This is a genomic window from Actinoplanes sp. NPDC051388, from assembly GCF_055586225.1.
Map to the genome: position 1 here is coordinate 62,814 of NZ_JBVJIP010000025.1, position 22,148 is coordinate 84,961.

Genomic DNA, 22,148 nt, shown 5'->3' on the forward strand with positions numbered 1-22,148 from the left:
TTGGGCGACAGCCGCGCGGTCGTGAGTAGGGCTTCGAAGGGGTGAAACAGAGTTCGACCTTGTTCCGGGCCGCCCATCGCCGGATGGCGACGCCTTTGTGCGCGGAGAGGTTGTCGAGGATGACGTAGATCGGGGCGCCGTCCGGCCGTTTGGCCCGGATCGATTTCAGGGCGGCGAGAGTGTTGACCGCGGATTTCTGCTGGTGGATGACACCCCACATGGTGTCGTCGCCGATCGAGTAGCAGCCGTGGAACTGCCGGACGCCGTGCAGCTTGTGATGGTTCGCCGGGAGCCGGTCCGGATGGTTCTTCGGCTGCCAGCCGGAGCCTGCCTGCGGGCGGATGGTCAGGGGGCCGAACTCGTCGAAGGCGAATACCCGCTGGGGGAAGTGGTGCATGACGTGCTCGATCCGGGCGAGTTTCGTCTCCCGTTGCGGGTCGTTGGATTCCTTCCATGTCTTCGTGCGTTGGAAGGTGATCTCGTGTTTGCGGAGGAACTGCCGTAGCCGTTCGCGGCCCACGGGCACGCTGCGGTCGCCGTTGCCGGCGAGGTAATCGGCGAGTTTGCGGATGCTCCACCGGGTGAACGGCCGTCCGAGTTTGGTCGGGCGGGTGTTGGCCGTCGAGACGATGAATGCTTCGTCGTCAGGACTGATCTGGCGGGGACGGCTACCCGCCCACTGAGGGTCCAGGCTGGGCATCCCCATCTCGTTGAACCGGTGAATGACATCGCGGATGGAGTCTTCGTCGGCCTGGACCAGTCGGGCGATCACCGGCACGCTGTTGCCGTCGGCAGAGGCGAGCACGACCATCGCCCGGCGCAGCCGGACCGCTGAGCCGGTCCCACGACGGACGAGACGTTGCAGCTTCTGACCTTCGGGATCACTTAATCGGCGTACTCGCACGGGTTCTGCCACCCCGACAGCTTCAACCGACACCAGTCCCGCACAGCGGACCCGGCCCGGTGTGTCACCCAACCCGGCCAACGTTTGTAGTCAGGGCATTAGCAAGAGCACCAACGCCCTCGAGGCGGCATGAGCGGATGCCTGCCGAGGCGGTGCGAGATCTCGGCGTGCAGCTCGTCTTTGCCGATCAGGGATCGACGGTCGCGTCCCCGGGCTGTTCGGCTGTGGCGCGCCCCTCCTAGATCACGGCAGGGCAGGGTGTCCCGCGTCCACGATAGTGATCACGACGTTGCCGACCTTGTGTCCGCTGTCGACGTACCGGTGGGCCTCGACGATCTCGGCCAGCGGATAGCTCCGGTCGATGACAATCTGGAGCCGGTCATCGCTGAGCAGGTCGCGCAACGCGGCCAGGGCCGCGTGCTTGCGTACCGACATCCCGGTCCGGACCCGCCGGCCACCGGTGACCGCCGTGCGGACCGCGAGCACATTGTTCACCAGGCCTGTTGTCGGCAGGTAGCAGCCTCGCGGTGCCAGCACCGGCCGGCACCGGGCGAACGAACTGCGACCTACCGTGTCGAAGACCGCGTCGTAGCGCTCGCCGCTGACGGTGAAGTCCTCGACGGTGTAGTCGAACACCCGTTCCGCGCCGAGCGACTCGACCAGCTTGACGTTCCGGCCGCTGCACACGCCGTGCACGACGGCGCCAAGGTGCTTGGCGAGCTGGACGGCATACGCGCCGATACTGCCGGAGGCGCCGATGACCAGCACTCTCTGTCCAGGTCGGAGTTCGGCCAGATCGTGCAGGAAGTACCAAGCGGTGGTGAATCCATCGACCGTGGCCGCGGCCTGTGCGTACGTCACGTCCGCCGGCATCGTCGTCATGGACGCCCGCTCGGACAGGCTCTTGTACTCGGCGTTCGCGCCGACGCCGAAGCCGGTGAAGCCGAAGACCCGATCCCCGACCCCGAACCGACACGCCGCCGACCCGACCGCCGTGACCTCGCCGGCGAACTCCAACCCGAGCACCCGGATACCCCGGCGCGGGCGACGCAGACCGATGATGATCCGCCCCCACCGAGGCTCGCCCCGGCGCATCCCACATTCGGCCGAGGTAACCGTGGTGGCGTGCACCCGGACCAGCACCTGGTCCGCACGGGGCACGGGCGTCAGCAGGTCGACCTGGGTGAGCACATCGGGCGGACCATACCGGTCGAACATCACCGCTCGCATGCCGACGATGATGCGGCAGACCCTCTGTGCGCCCGCTGAGGACGATCAGCTCGAGTCCAGGACGACCACCCTCACGCAGAACGAGCGGAACACCCGCTCATCGGCATGAGCGGGCATCCATCCGGAGTGATATCGGCGGTTGCCTGACGGGCGTTGGCTGCGTCAGTTGTCGGAGACCGCCTCGTAGCCGTAACCGTCGGTGGGTGCGAGGGTGAGCAGGTGTTCGAGAACGGGTTCGGTGTTGGTGCCCCACATCTTCGACAGCACCCAGGTCTTGCCGTCATCGTGCAGCGGCCGTTCGATGAACCATCGCCCGAGCCGCTTGTTCGAGCCGACGTAAGCGCTCATGAAGGCCATGGCGAGTTGCTCACCAGCCAGGGTCCCCCTCCACCGGCAAGAAGCGGGAACGCGGAACAGCCGTCGCCAGCTCAGCACTTGTGACACCGGCTTGATGCAGAGCGGTGACCAGGACCAGGACGGCTCGCCGCTTGCGGAGCGGCTCGGTGCGTCCCGCGGGGGCTCGGCCCCCTCAACCGGGGCCTTCCCGGCCGGCGCTTCGCCGACTGGACCGACGACGACCTAGTGTCGTGAGTCGTTCATGCGTACGCAGTAGCGTTGATGAATTCGAGGATCCGGTCGGCTGCCTTGGTCCAGACCTAGGGCCGTGGGTCGCCGCAGCGAACCCGCCAGCAAGCCCAAGCTGTAAGGCCCGTGCAGTCGCCGTTCGCTTTAGACCGCAGACAGTGGCCATCCGAACATGCGTACGAACCGACATTGGGAAGTAGCTTATACCGGTCATTCATGAGAAGCCTGATGACACTCCGCTTTGCCTTGACTACTCTCGGCGTTGCGACAGTATGTCCCAGTGCAATGAGGGGTGCTCGCCGGTGCTCAGCCTGAACGCGTTCCTGCTCAAGCGCGCCGTCGAGCCGCTCGACGCCTTCACCGATCTGGACCTCGACCCACTTCCAACTCTGGCCTATTTGGACGGCAACGACTGGTTTTCTCTTCCGTGGGAGGAGGCCGGCACCATCTCTGCGGCGCGCCCAGGCGACATTTTCGTCGTCATCATTGCCCGAACACGATCCGCTCCTCGATGGCAGCATTTCCTCAGCCAGCACGTCACGGCATTGGTGTTTCAGGAGCCCTCACTGAACTACGGCGCGATCGTCTTGTGCGCGATTAGCGATCCCGGTGATGCGGAACTGCGGTGGCTGGCCTGGTCCTTTGGTACTGGATCGCGCGCCATTCGACGCTCGGCCCAGGATTCTCGCTTCGGCCTCACAATCGCGCTCAACATGCTCGCTTTAAAGGCACCTGCTGAGGGTGGGTCCATAGCGCAGCAACGCGACAACAGGCAGTCACCGCAGTTTCGTCAGATCGGCTACCGGACCACCGCTCCGTGGTTTCAACAGACCGGACATCGGGCGTCGCGAGACATCCCCATCGACGGTTTCCGCATCGACCGGCGCAGCGACCTGCTCGCATCGATCGGGGGCCGCCTAAGTACGCCGTCGTTCACCGAATCCATCCGCGGCGGGCGCAGCGCCCGGTTCAACGCGGACCTTCACGCGTTGACCGACCTACACGACTTGTCTGTCTCGCTCATGCAACTGTCCTGCGCCACCGACTACTCAGAGGCGCTACCGTGGGTGGACAACATCAAGATGGTTGAGAACGACGACATCGCGGCGATCATTCAAGACCATCTGATCGAGCAGCTACGGACCGAGCCAATTCCCGCATCAGTGGACGCCATCCTGCCCGACGACCTGGACATGGAGGACGACCGGCCGATCAACTTCATCCTCTTCCCCGGTGAACGCCGGTACCAAGCCAGCCGGGTCAACCTGACCATAGAGACGATCGCAGCACATGTGTGTCGCAGCAGCGATCCGGTCCGTACCCTCACGGCCGACCTGCGCTTCTTGGACGATTCTCATGAATCTCTGGGAAAGGTACGGCTGATTGACTGCATCTGCGCTGACATGATCATCGGAGATGAGCAATATCTCGCCTACGACGGGGACTTCTACCGGGTCGACCGCTCTTTCGTGCGCACCATCGACGGCGAACTGCAGCAGCTTGAGCTCAGCAGTGTCACGTTCCCTGCTTACCACGGGGAGACCGAGCCAACCTACATTGAGAAAATCCGGACCAATGAATGCCATGCCTTCGTTGTCCTCGACCGCCAACTGATTCGACTCGAAAATGAGGCCGGCATCGAGGCCAGCGATCTAGTGGCCAGGTCCGGCGCACTGATCCATCTGAAGCGGAAAGGCAAATCCTCTACCCTCAGCCACTTGTTCCTGCAGGCAGCGAACAGTTGCGAGCTGCTGAGGCGCTCGGTGATCGCAAGGCGCACGCTTGACGAGATGATCCGTGCGAACGCCGCTTCGCCCGGGCTGTCGGCGGAGATCTCCCAGTCCCACACCGCGAAGCTTTCCGGCAACGGCGTGGAAGTCGTGTTCGGCTTCCTGGGTGACTGGCGCGGGCGATCCATCACCAGCCTTCCCCTGTTCTCCCGTATAAGCCTGGTGCTGGAGTCTCGACGGGTGGCTGGCCTCGGGTTCAAGCCCACCATTGCCCTGATCGACTCCAATCTGCCGCCTCGCCAGCGAACCCACCGTTAGCGAGCCCGCGCTCGATCTAGTGACGCAGGAAGGGCTAACCGGGCTCGCGGATCGTTCGAGTCGGCGCCGGTCCTCTCCGACGCAGATCGAGCCTGATATGGAAGTGGCGGTACCGTGCGGCCATGCCGAACCGCTTCTATAGCCGCCGCTGGGACGAAACCCGAGGCGATGAGTTCGACAGTTGGGGCCACTCACTCTGGTATTTCGAGACGGACGACGAGGGCTGGCCCATCCGTCAGGTCGAGATGTACGACGCTGGCCACGTCCTGCGATACGGACCCGGACACGACGAAGACCGCTACGGAGGTCTCGGCCAAGCCAGCCTCTACGACTCCGACGAGGACTGGAGCATCTTCGAGATCACCAACACGGAGTTCGAACGGGTCTGGCGCTCGGACAAGGCGTGACGCCCCCGCTTCTCAGCCGGCGCACCAATCGCGGCAGACATCCCATGTTTTTCGAAGTCAAGTGGTGGGCTGGAGATGGGCCCAGGCGGTGGCCTCGTTGTAGGTGCTGCCGGTCTTGAGGCATCCGTGGAGGATGCCGACGATGCGGTTGCCGAGCTGGCGCAGAGCGGCTTGATGGCCGGTGCCACGCTCGCGAAGGGATTGGTAGTAAAAGCGGGCGCCGGGTGAGCCTGTGGGTGCCGAAAACTCATCCGGGCCTCTGACCTGGCCCTTCGTCTTCGAACCCGTTCGAGATACTCAGGTCGTTTGAACGCGTTCAGGAATCGCACGTCGAATCTTGAACACGCTCAACTCCAGCACACCATCGCTGGCGAAGTATCCGATGCAGCCCAGGTCACGGGCTTGGCTGAGTAATGGCACCCCACACGTCACCGGGCGCGGACACGAGGTGCTGGTGGCGAACGGATCGGCAACATGACTTCTGATTGATCCCGGACGAAGTCATATTGACCTTGGCGGATCTGGCGTAACGTGTTGTCCCGGTTGCCCACAGTGGAGGTTCCGCGATGGCTACGCCCGCACTGCCGATTCCGCAGGAAGATGCCTGGCCGTTCGATCCACCGCCCGAGTATGCCGAGCTCAGAGCCACCGCACGACCTGTCCGGGTGATGTGCCCGACCGGGATCAGCGCCTGGCTGGTCGCCGACTACGCAGGCGTGCGTGAGGTCCTCGGTGATGGGCGGCGGTTCTCGACCCGGCCCGGAATGGCATCCCACGTGTTGTCCGGCTTCGATCCGGAGGGGCCGCCGGTGGGATTCAGTCAGCTGGACGGGCCGGAGCACATCCGGATCCGGCGCAACTTCGCGCCGCAGGTGTCGCACACCCACCGCCTCGCGGAGCTCAGACCGCTGGTCGAGCGGATCACCGACGACGCGATCGACCGGATGCTGGCCTCGTCCCAGCCGTACCCGATGCACTCCGAATTCTCCACCGCGATCACCACCGACGTGATCTCGGAGCTGATCGGCGTGCCTCGCGATCGGCAATATCTGATGCGGGACGCGGCCACCGTGCTGTTCACCGGTTCCACCACGCCGAAGGAGCTGCAGGCCGCGCTCGAGCCGCTGTTCGGCTACCTCTACCAGGCGGTGGCCGAGCGGCGTGCGGCGCCGGGTGACGACGTGCTCAGCCGGATGATCGTGCACTCGCAGGATTCGGAGCGGCCGCTGACCGACGCGGAGCTGACGGCGATGAACGGGGCGCTGCTGGTGGCGGGCTTCGACACGACGGCGTCGATGATCACGTACGGCATGGTCGCGCTGCTCACCCTGCCGGGTCAGTGGGACCGCCTGTGCGCCGACCCGTCGCTGGTCACCTCGGCGACCGAGGAGCTCGTTCGCTACCTGGGTGTCGGTACGGGCCTGTTGCGGCGGGCCACTGTGGACACCGAGCTGGGCGGCCAGCAGATCAAGGCCGGCGACTACGTGGTGGCGGCGGTGCAGTCCGGAAACCGGGACAAGGCCCTGTACCCCGACGCCGAAACGCTCGACGTGACCCGCAAGCCCGGTCCGCACCTGGGATTCGGGCACGGCGCACACGCGTGCGTAGGCCAGCAGATCGCGCGGATGGAGCTGACCACGGTGCTCGGGTCGCTGGCCCGGCGGGTGCCGACCTTGCGGCTCGCGGTGCCGCTCGAGGAGATCGTCTGGAAGCAGGACACGGTGGTCCGTGGTCCCGTCGAGCTGCCGGTGGCCTGGTGATGAAGGTTTCGGTGGAACGCGACAGCTGCATCGGCGCCGGGATGTGCGTCCTGACCGCGCCCGCGGTCTTCGACCAGGACGAGGAGGAGGCCATCGTGGTCCTGCTCGACGAGACGCCGCCCGCGTCCGAGCTCGAGGCGGTACGCCAGGCGGTCGACCGTTGCCCTGCGGCGGTGATCCGCCTGGCGACCTGACCTGCCGCGACGTCGGTCCAGGGCGCATCTGACGGATGCGCCGCTAGGGCGTAACTGACGGATCATGATGTGGATCGTTGAACGAGTGTGGCGCGTTTCGATTTGACGGATGCCGAGTGGGCGATTCTGGAGCCGTTGCTGCCTGAGCAGGGCAAACGTGGCGGCCGGTGGCGTGATCACCGTCAGGTGATCAATGGGATCTGCTGGGTGAAGCGGACCGGGTCGCCGTGGGCGGACATGCCCGAGCGGTACGGGCAATACCAAACCTGTACCGCTCGGAAATGCGGTTCGGGCTACGCTGCCTGCGAGTATTCGTTGATCAGTCCGTTGAGGATCTTCCTGCCGTGGACCCGCACCGAGGCGAGATCAACGATGGCGGGCCCCGTGTCCGTGGCCCCGGGTGGGCGTTGGTCGCGGCTCTGGTGGGGCCGGTGCTCGTTATAGTGCGCGACGAACTCACCCAGGACAGTCAGCAGGTGCCGAGGGTGGTAGATCAGCATCCGATCAAGACACTCCCGACGCACCGTGCGCACCCAGCGTTCCGCGTAGGCGTTCGCCCGCGGCGCTCGCGGTGGGCTCCGTAGTACCTCGATGCCTTCGCTGGTGAAGACCTCGTCGAACGCGTTGGTGTACTTGGCGTCCCGGTCTCGGATCAGGAACCGGAACTGCCCGGCCCGCTCCCCCGGGTCCAGCATCAGGTTGCGGGCTTGCTGCGCCACCCAGTCCCCGGTCGGGTGGGTGGTCGCGCCGAGGACGTGCACCCGGCGGGTGCCGATCTCCATCAGGAACAGCACGTAGATGCGGGTTAGCCCGATTGTGTCGACGTGCAGGAAATCGCAGGCCAGGATCCCCTTGGCCTGCGTGCTCAGGAACTGCTTCCAGGTCGGCCCGGTCCGCCGCGGTGCCGGATCCACTCCGGCATTGGTCAGAATGGTCCACACGGTGCTGGCCGCCACCCGGTAGCCCAGGCCGGCCAGTTCGCCCTGGATCCTGCGGTGGCCCCAGCTCGGGTTCTCGGTCGCCAGGCGCAGGACCAGCGCCCGGATGGCGGCCCGCATCGGTGGGCGGCCCGGCCGGCGCCGGGGATAGGTCCATTTCCCGGCGATCAGGGTGCGGTGCCAGCGCAGCAGGGTGGCCGGGGTGACCATGAAAGTGGCCCACCGCCGGCGGGGCAGCAACCGAGCCAGGGCCGAGAGCACCGCCCGGTCGTTCGGTTCCAGATCTAGACGGTTGACCTGACGGCGCAGCACCGCGACCTGGTGGCGAAGGACCAGGATCTCGATCTCGATCGCCCGCTCGCCTCGCAATCCCAAAACGATTAACTGCAGCACATGACGAAGGACCAGGTATCCGAACGACAGGACCATGCCGTTCAGACTGCCGCCCATCGAGCAACCGGCAGCGCACAGAACCGCAGGTCTACCCCTGAAACCCTGTTTTCGAGCGGTACAGGGTCGCCGCGGCGTTCACTGAACTCGCCGGAGCGATCTGACGCCGGTCCTGCATGGCGGTGTCTCCACGGATTCCGCAACGCAACAGCGCCCTGCGAGATCCCGTTGCATCTCGTCTGCCCTGGGCACAGACAGGGCAAATCGGCTTCGATGGCCGGTGCATCCCGCTGCGGACCGACGCTAGTGACGAAGCCTTGTGAAGGATTTACGGCGCTCGCGAGTGTCAATCGCTCAATGCAACAGAACCGACCGGGCCGTGGCGCAGCTCTTGCGACTGCGCGTCGCGCAGGTCAACAACTGCGCCTACTGCCTGATGGTGCATCACGCAGCCGCCCGGCGAGCCGGCATCGCTCAGTCCAAGATAGACATTCTGACCGCGTGGTGGGAGACGCGGTTGTTCAGTGACGCGGAACGCGCCGCGCTTGACTATGCCGAGGTTCTGACCCGAGCGGCCGACACCGACGCGGCGTCGCGGCTGCAACAGGTCCACGACGAATTGGTCGTGCACTTCAGCGAGACGGAAATCCTGGAGATCGTCGCCGTCGTCATCAACATGAACATCTGGACACGACTTAAACTCGCCGAGGGTGCCATGCCGGTGCACGATCCGGCGGACATGACGACAACCGAACCTCCGACAATCGCGGGAGAGTCATGACACACATCCCGGCCCGCACGCCCCCGCCCCCGTCCAACGGCTCGGAGAGCCAGGCTTCGCTGCGTGCTCAGATCCTCGGAGTGGAGCACTGGAGCCTGCTGGCGACCCGCGGCCTCATCTGGCAGGAGATCTTCAGCCGAACCGGCACCTTCCTCACCATCCTGTCGGCCACCATGGTGGCGTTGTCTTTGGTGGTTCAGGCAACCGGGTTCGGCTCGAGCTTCCGCACTGTCGCGCTGCTGGTGCTTCCGCTGGTCCTGCTGGTCGGATTCACGACCTACATCCGGTTGCTGGAGGCCGATATCGAGGACACGTGGATCGTCGTCGGGATGAACCGCCTGAGGCACGCCTATGTCGAGATGGTGCCCGATCTGGAAAATTTCCTGGTCACCGGGTCCTACGACGACGAGCCGCATCTCCTGCAGACCTACAGCTTCCGCCGGCGAATCGGTTTCACTCACCTTCTCGCCGGTTCACCCACGATTGTCGGCCTCATCAACGCGGTGATCAGCGGTGTGTTCGTCACGATCGTATGCCAAGCGCTCGGCGGGCCGAGGTGGCTGCAGGTGGCGCTGGGAGTGAGTGTCGCATCGGGCGCCGCCGTCACCCTGTCTACGGTTTTCGTCCGGCGGATCACCGGCTTCCGGCGTGCCTACGTGCCGAAATTCCCCCGGCCCGGACCGGGCGAGTAGGGCGGCTTCCGGTCGCTCGGCCCCGACGTCAGGCCTCGGCATCGGCGTGGAGCAGGTGCATGTCGGGGGTCAGTAACGAGTTCCCCGGCCCGGTGCTGCCGGCCGGATACTCCTGAAGTGGGACGTCATCCGCCCGCCATGCGTGCAGTACCGGCTCCACGATGCGCCAGCACTGTTCGGCCGTGTCACCGTGTACCGACAGCGTTGGATCACCGTCCAGGACGCCGCGGAGCACCTCGCCGTACGGTGGCAGGTCTCCGGGTCCGAAGGTCGCCTCGAGCGCCACCGGGTCGATGACGAACGGGTCGCCGGGGCCGTTGATGTCCACATCGAAGGACAACCGGTCGGGGCCGAAGCCGATGCGCAACTGGTTGGCTCGCTGGTGGCCGGTCAGGCGGTTCTGTTGCATTGAGCGATTGACACTCGCGAGCGCCGTAAATCCTTCACAAGGCTTCGTCACTAGCGTCGGTCCGCAGCGGGATGCACCGGCCATCGAAGCCGATTTGCCCTGTCTGTGCCCAGGGCAGACGAGATGCAATGGGATCTCGCAGGAAGCCTTGCGGCGAGCGATCTTGATGAGGGCTCAACGCAACTGTGAGCCTCGGTGGGCGGTTCTGACATTGTGGAGCCGCTCTTCCGCGGCCGATGGTCTGACCCGCAACGCAACCGGCTCAGTCGATGCCTTGGCTCCGATCTGTCGGCTGTCGGCTGCGGAGGACGAGCTACCGCCGGACCGGTGGGCGTGTCCCGATAGGGGCCTTGCTGGAACAGGGCACCGTCACAGTTCTGACCGCCCGGCCGGCCCGGCGATGGCCATCCGCCACCGCGAGCCGATCGGGAGACGAACAACCAATGACCAGCATGGCGCAGTCCGGCGCGCCCAGCCAGAACGACCCGCGCCGTGAGGAGATCATCCTCGGCGTCGATACCCACAAGGACACCCACGTCGCCTCGGTGATCACGATCCTCGGCGTGCCGATAACTACCGCCGCGTTCCCCACCACCGCGGCCGGCTACCGGCAGCTGCTGGCCTGGGCAAATAGCCTCGGCGTGCTGCGCCGCGCCGGCGTGGAAGGCACCGGCTCCTACGGCGCCGCGCTGACCCGCTACCTGCGCCGGCAACACATCACCGTCGTGGAGGTCAACCGGCCCGACCGGGCCGCCCGCCGCCGCCACGGCAAAACCGACACCGTCGACGCCACCGCCGCCGCCCACGCCGTGCTGTCCGCCCGGGCCACCACCACCGCCAAGACCGGCGACGGGCCGGTCGAGACGCTACGCATGTTCCGACTGGCCCGAGCCTCCGCGGTCAAGTCCCGCACCCAAGCGATCAACCAACTCAAGGCCGTCCTCGCCGGCGCCGACCCGGCCCTGCGCGACACGCTGAGCGGGTTGAGCCGCACCGCCCTGATCCGGCACTGCGCCAACCTGCCGACGCTCAGCCCGACCGACGTAGCCACCGCCACCGTCTACACCCTGCGCCTCCTGGCCCAACGCATCCAGGCACTCACCATCGAGGAACGCCAGCTGCAGCAGCAGATCACCGCCGTGCTCAACACCCACGCCCCGCAACTGCTTCAGCGTCACGGCGTCGGCCCGGACAGCGCCGCCGCCCTACCCATCACCGTCGGCGACAACCCCGACCGCATGAACAGCGAAGCCTCGTTCGCCGCACTCTGCGGAGTCAGCCCGATCGAAGCATCCTCCGGAAAAACCCGCCGACGCCGGCTCAACCGCGGCGGCGACCGCCGCGCCAACGCCGCCCTCCACCGCATCGCCCTGACCCGCTCCCGCAGCGACCAACGCACCCGCGACTACCTCGACCGACGCGCCACCCAAGGCCTCACCCGACGCGAGACCATCCGCTGCCTGAAGCGCTACATCGCCCGCGAGATCTACCAGCTGATCCAACAACACGATCTCGCCACCCACGCCCCGTCAGCGACTTGACAAACATAAGGGCATCGGCGCCCAGCAGGCCCTGCGCACTGAACACCTGAGCCAATCCGACGTCGTCGCCGGCGCCTACGCCGCGACCGTCCGCGCCACCGTCGCGGTCCTGCAAGCCCTGAACACCGAGATCCGCACCGTCGACGGGCAGGTCGAGGCCCATTTTGGCCAGCACCCGGACGCTGAGGTCTACCTCAGCCAGCCCGGCATCGGCGTGATCCTTGGCGCCCGGGTGCTCGCAGAGTTCGGCGACGCGGCAGGCCGCTACGCCGATGCCAAGTCTCGCAAGAACTACGCCGGCACCGCACCGATCACCCGCCAGTCCGGCAAATCCAAGACCGTCCACGCCCGGTTCATCCACAACGACCGCCTCGTCGACGCCCTGCACATGCAGGCCGGCGCCGGTCACGACCCGCCGGCGAGTAGGTCCACCGGCGGGCGATCAGCTCCCGATGCCAGCGCAGCAGCGTCGCCGGTGTGACCAGGAAGACCGCCCACCGTTGCCGTGGCAGCAGTTTCACCAGCGCGGCCAACAACGCCCGATCGGCCACGGTGTACCGCGGACGCACCACCTGGCGGTGTAGTACCGCCAGCTGGTGCCGAAGTACCGCGATCTCTACCGCATCTGCGTCGGGTATCGGACCACACCCCAGCACACGCAGAATTCGCCGAACGAGCAGCGGTGCGATCGTATGAACCACCACCTCACCGAGCGTGCCGCACCGGCATTTGCCCAGGCCAGCGCCATCACCCTGAAGTGGCACCCCACACCGGGCTGTCCGCGGCCCGCAGCGCCTGCGGTGTCGGCTCGGTCTCGCCGCCAAGGAAGTGACAATGCCCCGCGGTCTGGGCGGCACCTATATCGCCCTGCTCACGGGGTTCTACGTCGATAACGGTCCGCGGCTGCCGCTGTGGAACCGGGACCTGCCCGTACAGGGCCGAGGCTGCGCCATCCGCGCTGGCCGGGCTGGCTACTGCTCCTGCGGGGCCAGCCGGACCCGGCGCAGCAGCTGAGTGTTGAGTGCCACCACGATCGTCGAGGCGCTCATCAGCACCGCCCCGATCGCCGGGCTCAACGAGATCCCAGCCCAGGCCAGCACGCCGGCCGCCAGGGGGATCGCGATCACGTTGTAGCCGGCCGCCCACGCCAGGTTCTGAATCATCTTGCGGTACGAAGCCTTGGAAAGCCGGATCACTCCGGTGACCCCGCGCGGGTCCGAAGAGGCCAGGACGACGCCAGCCGACTCGATCGCCACATCGGTGCCGGCCCCGATGGCCAGACCCACGTCGGCGCGGGCCAGCGCCGGGGCGTCGTTGACGCCGTCGCCGACCATCGCCACTTTCAGCCCGCGGGCCTGCAACTCGGCGACCGCGCGGTCTTTATCGGCCGGCAGAACCTCGGCGAACACCTCGTCCACGCCGGGGCGGAAACCCAGGTCGGCGGCGACAGCCTCGGCAACCGGCCGGGCGTCCCCGGTGATCATGACGATTTTCCGGATGCCGTTGCGGCGCAGCTGGTCGATCGCCTGGCGTGCCTCGGGGCGGATCTCGTCCTCCAGCGCGAACGCGCCGATCACCTGCACCGGCCCGCCGGCTTCGTGGAGGCGGAGCAGGTGCAGCACGGCGGCGCCGCGCCGTGACCACTGCTCCGCAGGACCGGCCAGTTCCTGCGGCACGGTCGCGTCGAGCTCGCGCAACAGGGCGGGGCCACCCACGGCGTACACGTGCCCATCGACCTGCGCCCGCACCCCGCGCCCGGTCAGCGACCGGAAGTCGGTCGCCGCCGCCGCAAGGCCGCGCCCGCGGGCCACGGCGGTCAACGCCCGCGCGAGGGGGTGTTCGCTGTCGGCCTCGACCGCGCCGGCCAGGCGCAGCACCTCGTCCACGGTGAAACCATCCGCCGGGGTGCTCGCGGTGACCGTGTGCGCGCCCTTGGTGAGGGTGCCGGTCTTGTCGAACAGGACCGTGTCAACGGTGCGCATCCGCTCCAGCGCGAGCCGGTCCTTGACCAGGATGCCGGCCTTGGCCGACAGCGCCGTGGACAGCGCGATAACCAGTGGGATTGCCAGGCCCAGAGCGTGCGGGCAGGCGATCACGAGAACCGTGACCGTGCGGACCACGGACTGGTCCAGACTGCCGAGCGCCCACCAGACGACGAACGTCACCAACGCCGCGGCGGCGGCGACATAGAACAGCATGGCCGCGAACCGGTCTGCCAGGACCTGCGCCCGACCGCCGGCGGCCTGCGCCTGCGCGACCATGCGGCCGATGCCGGCCAGGGCCGTGTTCTCCCCGACCGCGTCGACGCGAACCCGAAGGGCCGAGTCGGTCGCGACCGTGCCGGCCACCACCCGGTCACCCACGGCACGGGCCACCGGCCGGGACTCACCGGTGATCATGGACTCGTCGAGCTCGGCGGCGCCTTCAACGATGCGGCCGTCGGCCGGAACGCGGGCGCCGGAGCGCACCAGGACCGTGTCGTCGACGGCCAGGTCGGCGACCGGTACGCGCTCGATCGTGCCCTCCGGGGTGAGCCGTTCGGCGTCGTCGGGCAGCAACGCCGCGAGGGCGGCGAGGGCGCCCTGGGCCTGCCCGATGGCCTTCATCTCCTGCCAATGCCCGAGCAGCATGATGGTCACCAGCGCGGCCAGTTCCCACCAGAAGTCCAGGTCGAACCAGCCCAGGCTGGTCACCAGCGACGCCGTGTACGCGACGGTAATGGCCATCGAGATCAGCAGCATCATCCCCGGCGCCCGGTCCCGGACCTCGCGGACCGCTCCCTGCAGGAACGGACACCCGCCGTAGAAGAACACGACGGTACCCAGCACCGGCCCGACCGAGCTCATGCCGGGGAAGTCCAATGTGTAGCCGAACCAGTCCATGATCATGTGGCTGGTCGCGACGATCGGGAGCGTGAGGACCAGGCTCAACCAGAACTTGCGGCGGAACGCCTCCGGGTCGTGCCCGGCGTGCTTGTCGTGCCCTTGGTGTCCGGCGGCATGCCCACCGGCGTGGCCCGGCATGTCGTATCCGGCCGGGTGGTGTTCGGACGCGGGCATCGGGCGAGCCGGCGCTTCAGACGCGCCGGAGTGGCCGGCGTGGTCGTGGGTGGACACGCCGCTCGCCGCGCGCGGTGCACCGCCGTCGCGGACCTCGTGCTCGTGCTTGTCAGCTTGCATGTCGACCACCTCCAACACCGGGCACATACCCGCGGGGGTATCCGGCGAACGTTTCGAGCGTCACACCCGGACCGGACACGGCAGCCCCATGCGCCTCGGTCCCGGACGTCGGCCCTTGCGACCAGCCCCGTCGGGGGTGGTTTACCGTCCCTAATGGGGTATTTACCGTGGAAGATGTGTGAGGTGATGAGCGTGGAGACCGATCGCCCCATGCCGTCACGGCCGCGACGGCATGGGCGGGAAGACCTCGGCGCGGGCTTGCTGGGCATCTGGCTGGTAGGTGGGGTGTGTACGGGGCTGTCGTGCTGGCTATCAGCGCGGCCCGGCGGCGGTGGCTCGGGCCCGACGGCGACTGCGCAGAAGTTCGATGCCGATCGGCACGACCGACACCGCCACGATGCCGATGAGGATGAGTTCGATGTTGTCCTTCACGAACGCCACCTGCCCCAGAAAGTAGCCCAGGATCGTGATGCCGCAGGCCCATAATGTGCCACCGACGACGTTGTATGCCAGGAACTTCCGGTACTGCATGTGGCTTGCCCCGGCCACGATCGGCGTGAAGGTTCGCACGATCGGCACGAACCGCGCCAGCAAGATTGAGCGGGCCCCGTATCTGCGGAAGAAGCCCTGCGCCCGGGTCAGGTTGTCCTGTTTGAACAATCGTGAGTCGGGGCGCCGGAACAGCGCTGGCCCGAAACGGCGCCCGAACAGATAACCAAACTGGTCGCCCAGGACCGCGGCGACCGATACCAGAAGGCACGTCAGCCACAGCGGCTGATACAAGTAGGTGCCGCCGGCCACCAGCAGCCCGGCGGTGAACAGCAGGGAATCGCCGGGCAGGAAGAAGCCGATCAGCAGACCCGACTCGGCGAAAACGATCGTGAGGATGCCGATCAGGCCGAAGGCGGAGATCAGCCACTCCGGATCGAGGAACGCCGGGCCTACTGCGAGCGGTACGGTCTGCATACGTGTTCCTTCCGTCGGGTTCTCCTGATGTTGTCCGGCCAGGCGACCTCAACCGACCGTTTCAGGTTTGCGGGGTGCCGCTCCGGCTCGGCCCGTTGTGGTTTACGGCGCGGGAATGCGGATGGTGAAGGCAGCGCCCTGCCCGGGACGGCCCCACGCCTCAATGGTGCCCCCGTGCCCGGTGATGACCTCCCGGGCGAGCGCGAGACCGAGACCGAAGCGGCGGTGATCGCCGTGGCCGCCACGGGCAAGGCGGGCGAACAGCCGTTCGGTGTCGGTGGGGTCGAAGCCGGTGTCGTCGTCCCGGACCACGACGGTGACCGTGTCGTGGTCCGCGCCGAGTTCGACGGTCATGCTGGTGATGCCGATCCCTGCCGTGATCAGCAGGACCGTCCGTTCGCCGGCACCACGATCGGCGGTCAGCGCACCGTATGGCCCTTCGACCAGCACCCGGGTGCCCCGTCGCAGGGTCGCGACGCGCGAGCTGCCGTCGCCGAGGTCCTTGACCGTGATCCGCAGCAGATCACCGGCCGGCGCAGAGGATAGGGAGTAGGGGTGAGCCCGCGTCCAGCCCGGCCCGTCGAGGAACCGCCAGAGCAAGAACGGCCCGGCCCGGGCCAGAGGCCGGTCGAGGTGATGCCCACTCAGATAGACCGAGACCACGCCCGGTGCGGTGCCGGGCGGTGGGTTGACGTCGTTGGTGGCGGTGCCGCGCAGCGGCGCCACGATGCGGTCCCGGTAGGCCATCGCCGCGGCCTGCGGGTCGATCTTGATCACCGACAGACCGGGGACCTCGGTGAGTGTGGTGATCCGGATCCGGTTGCCGATGGTCTGGCCGAAGACCTGGCCGATGTGCCGGGCTTTCCAAGGCTGTTCATGAGTCTCCTATGCGGCCGATACTGCGGGCAGGTTCGGTAACCTCGCCGAGGCGGGTGGTCAGTGGTTCGGGTTCGAGTCGGCGGAACGCGTGGACGTCACGAGATCCGGAGGCCAAGACCCGCCGGCTTGCGATCTTTGGGTCGCTCCTCACATTCCTTCTGGATGCGGGCCCCATACCGGCAGGGCATCTGCGAGGATCGCGTCGATCTCCTGAAGGTCGGCCGCGGAGACCTCGATGTCGGCCGCCGAGGCGGTCTCCTCGAGCTGGGCGGGTCGGCGCGCGCCGACGATGGCGACGTCGACGGCGGGATTGGTGAGCGTCCACGCGACCGCCAGCTGCGGAAGGCTCATGTCTCGCTCCCGCGCCAGACCTTTCAGCCGCTCCACCACCGCCAGGTTCTGGCGGAACGTCTCGCCGGCGAAGTCCGGGCTCTTGCTGCGCCAGTCGTCGGGATCGAACGTCATGGACTCGGTCATCCGGCCTGAGAGCAGACCATGGGCCATCGGCCCGTACACCAGCACGCCTATGTCGTGCTCGGTGGTAAAGGGAAGGATCGTGTCCTCGATGTCCCTGCGGAACAGATGGTATGGCGGCTGCAGCGTCTCTATCCGTCCGAAGCGGCCGAGCGCCCGCATCTGATCAGCATCGTAGTTCGACACGCCGGCATGGCGGATCTTTCCTTCGCCGACCAGCTCTTCGAGCACCTCGGCCGTCTCCTCGGGCGGGGTGCGCAAGTCGGGCCAGTGAAGGTGATAGATATCGATGTAGTCGGTGCCGAGGTTGCGCAGGCTGGACTCGACTCCATCGCGTAGCGACTGCCTGCTGGCATCGCGGAGCAGACGGTCGCCGTCCATACGCAGCCCGCCCTTGGTGGCGATGACTACGTCTTCGCGCTTCGTCCGACCTCGCAGCGCGTCGGCGAGGAGTTGTTCGGCCACGCCGAACCCGTAGCCCTGCGCGGTGTCGAACAGATTGATCCCCAGCTCCAGGGCGTGCTGGATGATGTTCTTGCCTTCCCGGAGATCGGTGGCGCCCCAGTCCCCACCGAAGGCCCAGGTCCCGAACGCGATCGCGGAGACCTGGAGGTTGGTTTGTCCTAGCCGAACCTGTCGCATGCTGCTTTCCCTTCTGCGATTGATCTGACCTACGTCAGTCCCGCAATGGTGTTCCGCCGCAGCTCAGGCGTCGTCCCGGATTGCTTCCATCCTGGCTCGAAGTCCGGGAGTACCGCGGCCCGGGTGGCCGGGATGGGCACGGACACCACGACAGGTCGCGCCGTATTCCGCGCCGTTGACGACATCCTGAATCTTCTCGAGTGGAAGCTTCGCGGTGATGTGCGCGCAGGCGCCGGCACCACTGCGGACTTGGATCGAGCCGCCCAGAGCCTCGACGCGGTCGGCAAGACCTACCAGGCCAGGACCGTGCGCCTGACATCGTCATGCGCACACGTTATTCAGAATTGTTGCTATTTGTTCCATGCCCGTTAATTGCAGCACCTTGTGTGTCGTCGGCGTCGGGTTTGATACCACGAGCAGGGACCCGGCCGGGATGGCGGTGCGGACCCTTGCCAGGAGGCTCGCGAGGACGGAGCCGGCGGAGGTAACGGCGGCGAGGTCGACCACCGTCGTCTGTGGTGCGACGTCGGCGAGCAGGTCGACGACGGCGGCGAGTACGTGGCGTGTCTGTAGATCGATATCACCGGACAAGACGAGGTCTGCACGCCGCCGCTCCGGCATAACGGTCACCGTGATGAAGAAGGTGTGCGGATCTGGCATGTCGCCCGCCTTTGGCCTGGGTGATTGACAGTGACCGGAAGAGGCACAGTTCGTCGGTCTGTAGGGAGGGCGAGAGCTAGTCGGCGCCGACGACCGTGAAGTCCTGGACGACGAAGATGTGGTGCGGCCAGTTCACGCCGATGTAGTGGACTTCGTACTCGCCGTTACTCAGCTGCACGACACGGTCGACGACACCCCCCGGGTAGGTGGCCAGCGCGGCTTCGGTCGCCTTGTCTGCGGTCGTTCCGCTGACGATCGTCCCCGAACCCTCGGTGTAATTCGCCGGGATCTGACCGGCCTGCTTCGCGATGCTCGGCGCACCCTGCTGGAAAGGGACCACCCCTGCCGCCGCCGAGGAAGGCGCAGATCCGACGCCGCCAGTCGGTTGCACGATGACCTGCGTGGCCGTGATGGTCGTTCCGCTGGTCGTGCCCAACACGAGGACAGGTTCGCCGGTGGCAATGGCACTGGCCGAGGTCGAGCTCGTTCCGTTCTGGTACGTCGTGGTGGACGCCTCGTTTACGGTTACGTTCTGACCCGCTGATGTCGTCATGGCGAAGCTCGACGTGGATACGCTGTCGACGGTGCCGGATGATCCCCCCGCAGCCGGTCCAGACCGAGCGTTGGATCCCCCGCCGCGGGATCCGGGATCGCCGGAGGCGACATTTGACGGGCCGCTGCCGGCAGCGGCACCTGACATGCTGCTGCCGGAACTTGGGTGCGCGGCGGCGTAGGCACCGATCGCCACAGCGATGACTGCGGCGCCTGCCGCAAGGGAACCGGTGAGCTTTCGGGAAGGCACTGGAGAACTCCTGCTCTCGATGGGCCTACAGCGGGTCTGCCAGCCGCCGCTTAGCTGCATTTTGGGACCTCGATCAACTGCTGGGCCGGCATCGAGGCGCTCATCGAACTTGTCTGCTCCGTCGAGTCGGTCGCCAATCAGCCTCCCCGCGCGGATGCCTGTCTGGCATTGCCGCCAGCGGCCGTTCCCGCCTGCTGTTGGCCCGAGTCCTCTGATTCCCGCTAGCCGGTAGGTGAGTCCGCCGGCGCGCTCGTGCCGCGCCGGATCATCACCACCGTCGAAGGCATGGCCGACATGCAAAAACCAAGCGGACCAGCAAGCCCTCCACGCAGCGGGAACCACTCGCTGCAGCAAAGGTCGCCTCCGCGGCTACAGCGTCGCGTTCGACACTGGTACGGAACGTGGCGGACCGGCCGCGAAGACCGCGCGGCGCGACGCCGCGGCGGATCCCCCGACCAACTTGGGCGCAGCCTCGGCTGGCGGCTAGCATGTGGGGCGACAGGACGGGACCGCAGCATGCCCACTAACCCCTGGATCGCGATCAACGCGACGGAGTCACCGTCGCTGCGGGCGCGCGAGCTTCGGCAGATCTGGTACGACTACCTTGGTCACGGCCGCCTCGATCGGGTGCGCGCACCGATCGCCGAATCCTGGAGCCGCTCCGAGGTCGCCGGCATCAGCCCCTCCCGCTCACGCGCACCGACCGTGTTCACGGATCGCCGTGAGGTCAGGGACCGCTGGGAGGCCCATCCGCTCGAGGCGGCAGCGCCTCTGATTCGTCGCTGGCTCGGGCGTGTCGCCGACGAAAGCGAGCAACTGATCGTCGTCAGCGATGCTGACGGTCTGCTGCTGTGGCTCGACGGCGACGCGCGGGTTCGCTCCGCCGCGGCCGACGCGATGAACTTCGTCGAGGGCACTCTCTGGAACGAAGCCGGCGCAGGTACGAATGCGATCGGGACCGCCCTGGCGGCCGACCATCCGGTGCAGGTTCACGCGGCCGAGCATTTCAGCGAGGTGGTCCACGGCTGGACCTGCTCGGCCGCGCCTATCCACGATCCCGAAGACGGCAGGCTGCTCGGAGTCATCGATCTCACCGGGCTGATTACCACCGCGCATCCGGACAGCCTCCCCGCCGCCCTCGCAGCTGCCCGTGCAGTCGAGGCGGACTTGCGTGTCCGGGCGCAGGTGCGCGACGCGCAACTGCGTGTCCGCTACCTGGAACGCATGGCGTCTGGCAGAGGGAAGCTCGCGCTCGTCAGTCGCGGCGGGCGAGTCATCGCAGATCATCCCGAGGGATTCCTCCACGCCGAGCGGGTCGAGATTCCGATCGGCGGTGGTGTCGTCGTGCTCCCGGGTGGACGACCCGGATTCGCAGAGGCGCTCGACCGCGAAGACGCTTACATTGTCCACGGGTTCCCCGAGTCCCGGGTTTCACGCCACCGGCCCGAGCCGATCCCGACAGCCGTCGTCCAGGAAGAAGTGGCGGACGCTCGTTCGGAGCTGACCGAGTGGCGACGATCGCAGCTCGAGCTCAGTCGGCTCGCGGAGGAGCAGGCCGCGCTACGGCGCGTCGCGACGATGGTGGCCGGCCAGGCAACCGCGGACGAGATCTTCGCGACGGTCGCCGAGGAGGTCGCTCGGCTTCTCCGGGCAGGACGCGGAGCCGTCTGCCGCTATGAGCCCGACGAGACGATGACCGTCACCGCCTCCTGGACGAGTGGAGACCACGCGATTCCCGTCGACACTCGCGTCGAGCTTAACGGCGACAGCGTCGCGGCCCGGGTGCAGCAGTCGGGTCGCCCTTGCCGAATCGACAGCTACGAGGGACTTTCCGGGCCAGCCGTCGAGCCGGCGAGCGCTCTTGGCGCCGCGACGGGTTCAACGGTCGGCGCCCCCATTGTGGTAGAGGGTCGCGTCTGGGGGTTGATCCTCACAAGTCTGACAGGGCTTCAAGTGTTCACCGAGGACACCGAGTCTCGGCTCATGGGTTTTGCGGAGCTGGCAGCGACTGCGATCTCGAACGCCGTCGCACGGGCAGAGCTCCATGATTCCCGCGCCCGCATCGTCACGGCCGCGGATGAAACTCGCCGCCGCATCGAACGTGATCTGCACGACGGGGCGCAGCAGCGGCTTGTCTCCCTCGCCCTGGAACTGAGCGCAGCAGCGGCCAATGCCTCGGCCGGACCGGACGACCTCCGGATGATGCTGGCTCGCGCGTCGAGCGAGGTGACGGCCGCGCTCGTCGACCTGCACGAGATCTCCCGCGGGATCCACCCGGCGATCCTGTCGGAAGGCGGGCTCGGGCCCGCCTTACGGGCGCTCTCCCGCCGCTGCGCGATTCCGGTAGAACTCGAGATCTCCACCTCTGGACGCTTCGCGGAGCGAATCGAAGTGACGGGCTACTACGTCGTCTCCGAGGTGCTCACGAACGCGGTCAAACACGCACGTGCCTCCGCCGTACGCGTCGCGGTTGAACAGCGGCACGCGACGCTTCGCCTGTCGATCCGCGATGACGGCGTCGGCGGCGCTGATCCAGCCCGCGGCTCCGGTCTCATCGGCCTGCACGACCGAGTCGAGGCAATGGGCGGAACGATCACCGTCGATAGCGCGGCCGGGGCTGGAACAGCCGTACACGTTTCGCTGCCGTTGGATTGATTCGAGCAGGGA

The 22,148-nt window shown here is 67.0% G+C and carries 18 protein-coding genes and 4 pseudogenes; 10 read left to right on the forward strand and 12 right to left on the reverse strand.

Features of this window, described 5'->3' with window-relative positions; translation table 11 throughout:
• Positions 1–34: 34 nt before the first annotated feature.
• From ACZ6TI_RS42455 to ACZ6TI_RS42465, 3 genes and pseudogenes are all read right to left on the reverse strand, one after another.
• Positions 35–916 (reverse strand): annotated as a pseudogene (locus ACZ6TI_RS42455) (IS630 family transposase); the annotation flags it as partial.
• Between the two features lie 231 nt (positions 917–1,147).
• On the reverse strand, positions 1,148–2,134 hold the full coding sequence (locus ACZ6TI_RS42460) for an NAD(P)-dependent alcohol dehydrogenase (protein WP_465350954.1): 987 nt from the start codon (positions 2,132–2,134) through the stop codon (positions 1,148–1,150).
• 162 nt (positions 2,135–2,296) lie between these two features.
• The gene (locus ACZ6TI_RS42465) at positions 2,297–2,482 is read right to left on the reverse strand and encodes a hypothetical protein (protein WP_465350955.1); all 186 of its coding nucleotides are present in this window, start codon (positions 2,480–2,482) and stop codon (positions 2,297–2,299) included.
• Between the two features lie 539 nt (positions 2,483–3,021).
• Between ACZ6TI_RS42465 and ACZ6TI_RS42470 the strand changes: the two genes are divergently transcribed.
• Both ACZ6TI_RS42470 and ACZ6TI_RS42475 read left to right on the forward strand, forming a co-directional pair.
• On the forward strand, positions 3,022–4,767 hold the full coding sequence (locus ACZ6TI_RS42470; RefSeq protein WP_465350956.1) for a DUF6119 family protein: 1,746 nt from the start codon (positions 3,022–3,024) through the stop codon (positions 4,765–4,767).
• Between the two features lie 122 nt (positions 4,768–4,889).
• On the forward strand, positions 4,890–5,174 hold the full coding sequence (locus tag ACZ6TI_RS42475) for a DUF6881 domain-containing protein (protein WP_465350957.1): 285 nt from the start codon (positions 4,890–4,892) through the stop codon (positions 5,172–5,174).
• 57 nt (positions 5,175–5,231) lie between these two features.
• On the opposite strand, the pseudogene ACZ6TI_RS42480 reads toward ACZ6TI_RS42475, so the two are convergent.
• Positions 5,232–5,420 (reverse strand): annotated as a pseudogene (locus ACZ6TI_RS42480) (IS110 family transposase); the annotation flags it as partial.
• A gap of 320 nt (positions 5,421–5,740) precedes the next feature.
• On the opposite strand from ACZ6TI_RS42480, the gene ACZ6TI_RS42485 reads away from it, so the two are divergent.
• The 3 genes and pseudogenes from ACZ6TI_RS42485 to ACZ6TI_RS42495 form a co-directional block, all read left to right on the forward strand.
• Positions 5,741–6,934, forward strand: a complete 1,194-nt coding sequence (locus tag ACZ6TI_RS42485; protein ID WP_465350958.1) for a cytochrome P450 — start codon at positions 5,741–5,743, stop codon at positions 6,932–6,934.
• 11 nt (positions 6,935–6,945) lie between these two features.
• A complete protein-coding gene (locus ACZ6TI_RS42490) occupies positions 6,946–7,128 on the forward strand; it encodes a ferredoxin (RefSeq protein WP_465350959.1) in 183 nt (60 codons plus the stop codon).
• Positions 7,129–7,215: 87 nt separating this feature from the next.
• Positions 7,216–7,407, forward strand: a pseudogene (locus ACZ6TI_RS42495) (transposase); the annotation flags it as partial.
• Positions 7,408–7,421: 14 nt separating this feature from the next.
• Here the strand turns inward: ACZ6TI_RS42495 and ACZ6TI_RS42500 are convergent.
• Complete coding sequence (locus ACZ6TI_RS42500) at positions 7,422–8,516, reverse strand: integrase core domain-containing protein (RefSeq protein ID WP_465350960.1); 1,095 nt, start codon at positions 8,514–8,516, stop codon at positions 7,422–7,424.
• A gap of 319 nt (positions 8,517–8,835) precedes the next feature.
• Between ACZ6TI_RS42500 and ACZ6TI_RS42505 the strand changes: the two genes are divergently transcribed.
• Both ACZ6TI_RS42505 and ACZ6TI_RS42510 read left to right on the forward strand, forming a co-directional pair.
• Complete coding sequence (locus ACZ6TI_RS42505; RefSeq protein WP_465350961.1) at positions 8,836–9,237, forward strand: carboxymuconolactone decarboxylase family protein; 402 nt, start codon at positions 8,836–8,838, stop codon at positions 9,235–9,237.
• The gene (locus ACZ6TI_RS42510; protein ID WP_465350962.1) at positions 9,234–9,929 is read left to right on the forward strand and encodes a hypothetical protein; all 696 of its coding nucleotides are present in this window, start codon (positions 9,234–9,236) and stop codon (positions 9,927–9,929) included. The genes ACZ6TI_RS42505 and ACZ6TI_RS42510 overlap by 4 nt, the downstream gene beginning before the upstream one ends.
• Positions 9,930–9,957: 28 nt before the next feature.
• Here ACZ6TI_RS42510 and ACZ6TI_RS42515 read toward each other — a convergent pair whose 3' ends face one another.
• The gene (locus ACZ6TI_RS42515) at positions 9,958–10,422 is read right to left on the reverse strand and encodes a hypothetical protein (RefSeq protein WP_465350963.1); all 465 of its coding nucleotides are present in this window, start codon (positions 10,420–10,422) and stop codon (positions 9,958–9,960) included.
• Positions 10,423–10,781: 359 nt separating this feature from the next.
• On the opposite strand from ACZ6TI_RS42515, the gene ACZ6TI_RS42520 reads away from it, so the two are divergent.
• On the forward strand, positions 10,782–11,879 hold the full coding sequence (locus ACZ6TI_RS42520; protein ID WP_465350964.1) for an IS110 family RNA-guided transposase: 1,098 nt from the start codon (positions 10,782–10,784) through the stop codon (positions 11,877–11,879).
• A gap of 22 nt (positions 11,880–11,901) precedes the next feature.
• Positions 11,902–12,294, forward strand: a pseudogene (locus ACZ6TI_RS42525) (transposase); the annotation flags it as partial.
• Positions 12,295–12,850: 556 nt separating this feature from the next.
• On the opposite strand, the gene ACZ6TI_RS42530 reads toward ACZ6TI_RS42525, so the two are convergent.
• The 6 genes from ACZ6TI_RS42530 to ACZ6TI_RS42555 form a co-directional block, all read right to left on the reverse strand.
• On the reverse strand, positions 12,851–14,938 hold the full coding sequence (locus ACZ6TI_RS42530; RefSeq protein WP_465351023.1) for a heavy metal translocating P-type ATPase: 2,088 nt from the start codon (positions 14,936–14,938) through the stop codon (positions 12,851–12,853).
• 432 nt (positions 14,939–15,370) lie between these two features.
• On the reverse strand, positions 15,371–16,024 hold the full coding sequence (locus tag ACZ6TI_RS42535; protein WP_465350965.1) for a DedA family protein: 654 nt from the start codon (positions 16,022–16,024) through the stop codon (positions 15,371–15,373).
• A 102-nt stretch (positions 16,025–16,126) separates the two neighbouring features.
• On the reverse strand, positions 16,127–16,801 hold the full coding sequence (locus ACZ6TI_RS42540; protein ID WP_465350966.1) for a sensor histidine kinase: 675 nt from the start codon (positions 16,799–16,801) through the stop codon (positions 16,127–16,129).
• A 249-nt stretch (positions 16,802–17,050) separates the two neighbouring features.
• Positions 17,051–18,019, reverse strand: coding sequence for an aldo/keto reductase (locus ACZ6TI_RS42545; RefSeq protein WP_465350967.1), 969 nt, complete (start codon positions 18,017–18,019; stop codon positions 17,051–17,053).
• 321 nt (positions 18,020–18,340) lie between these two features.
• Positions 18,341–18,679, reverse strand: a complete 339-nt coding sequence (locus ACZ6TI_RS42550; RefSeq protein ID WP_465350968.1) for an STAS domain-containing protein — start codon at positions 18,677–18,679, stop codon at positions 18,341–18,343.
• A gap of 76 nt (positions 18,680–18,755) precedes the next feature.
• Entirely contained in the window at positions 18,756–19,232 is a 477-nt protein-coding gene (locus ACZ6TI_RS42555) for a hypothetical protein (RefSeq protein WP_465350969.1), read from the reverse strand.
• Between the two features lie 765 nt (positions 19,233–19,997).
• Between ACZ6TI_RS42555 and ACZ6TI_RS42560 the strand changes: the two genes are divergently transcribed.
• Positions 19,998–22,136 carry a GAF domain-containing protein gene (locus ACZ6TI_RS42560; protein WP_465350970.1) on the forward strand — a complete coding sequence of 713 codons (2,139 nt, stop codon included), beginning with the start codon at positions 19,998–20,000 and terminating at the stop codon, positions 22,134–22,136.
• Positions 22,137–22,148 lie beyond the last annotated feature (12 nt).

Excerpts from the sequence above, each read along its gene's own strand:
- ACZ6TI_RS42475 (WP_465350957.1), top strand. The coding sequence starts at position 4,890 with ATGCCGAACCGCTTCTATAGCCGCCGCTGGGACGAAACCCGAGGCGAT.
- ACZ6TI_RS42460 (WP_465350954.1), bottom strand. The coding sequence starts at position 2,134 with ATGCGAGCGGTGATGTTCGACCGGTATGGTCCGCCCGATGTGCTCACC.
- ACZ6TI_RS42520 (WP_465350964.1), top strand. The coding sequence starts at position 10,782 with ATGACCAGCATGGCGCAGTCCGGCGCGCCCAGCCAGAACGACCCGCGC.
- ACZ6TI_RS42510 (WP_465350962.1), top strand. The coding sequence starts at position 9,234 with ATGACACACATCCCGGCCCGCACGCCCCCGCCCCCGTCCAACGGCTCG.
- ACZ6TI_RS42465 (WP_465350955.1), bottom strand. The coding sequence starts at position 2,482 with ATGAGCGCTTACGTCGGCTCGAACAAGCGGCTCGGGCGATGGTTCATC.
- ACZ6TI_RS42485 (WP_465350958.1), top strand. The coding sequence starts at position 5,741 with ATGGCTACGCCCGCACTGCCGATTCCGCAGGAAGATGCCTGGCCGTTC.
- ACZ6TI_RS42500 (WP_465350960.1), bottom strand. The coding sequence starts at position 8,516 with ATGGGCGGCAGTCTGAACGGCATGGTCCTGTCGTTCGGATACCTGGTC.
- ACZ6TI_RS42535 (WP_465350965.1), bottom strand. The coding sequence starts at position 16,024 with ATGCAGACCGTACCGCTCGCAGTAGGCCCGGCGTTCCTCGATCCGGAG.
- ACZ6TI_RS42560 (WP_465350970.1), top strand. The coding sequence starts at position 19,998 with ATGCCCACTAACCCCTGGATCGCGATCAACGCGACGGAGTCACCGTCG.
- ACZ6TI_RS42545 (WP_465350967.1), bottom strand. The coding sequence starts at position 18,019 with ATGCGACAGGTTCGGCTAGGACAAACCAACCTCCAGGTCTCCGCGATC.
- ACZ6TI_RS42550 (WP_465350968.1), bottom strand. The coding sequence starts at position 18,679 with ATGCCAGATCCGCACACCTTCTTCATCACGGTGACCGTTATGCCGGAG.
- ACZ6TI_RS42530 (WP_465351023.1), bottom strand. The coding sequence starts at position 14,938 with ATGCCCGCGTCCGAACACCACCCGGCCGGATACGACATGCCGGGCCAC.
- ACZ6TI_RS42515 (WP_465350963.1), bottom strand. The coding sequence starts at position 10,422 with ATGGCCGGTGCATCCCGCTGCGGACCGACGCTAGTGACGAAGCCTTGT.
- ACZ6TI_RS42555 (WP_465350969.1), bottom strand. The coding sequence starts at position 19,232 with ATGACGACATCAGCGGGTCAGAACGTAACCGTAAACGAGGCGTCCACC.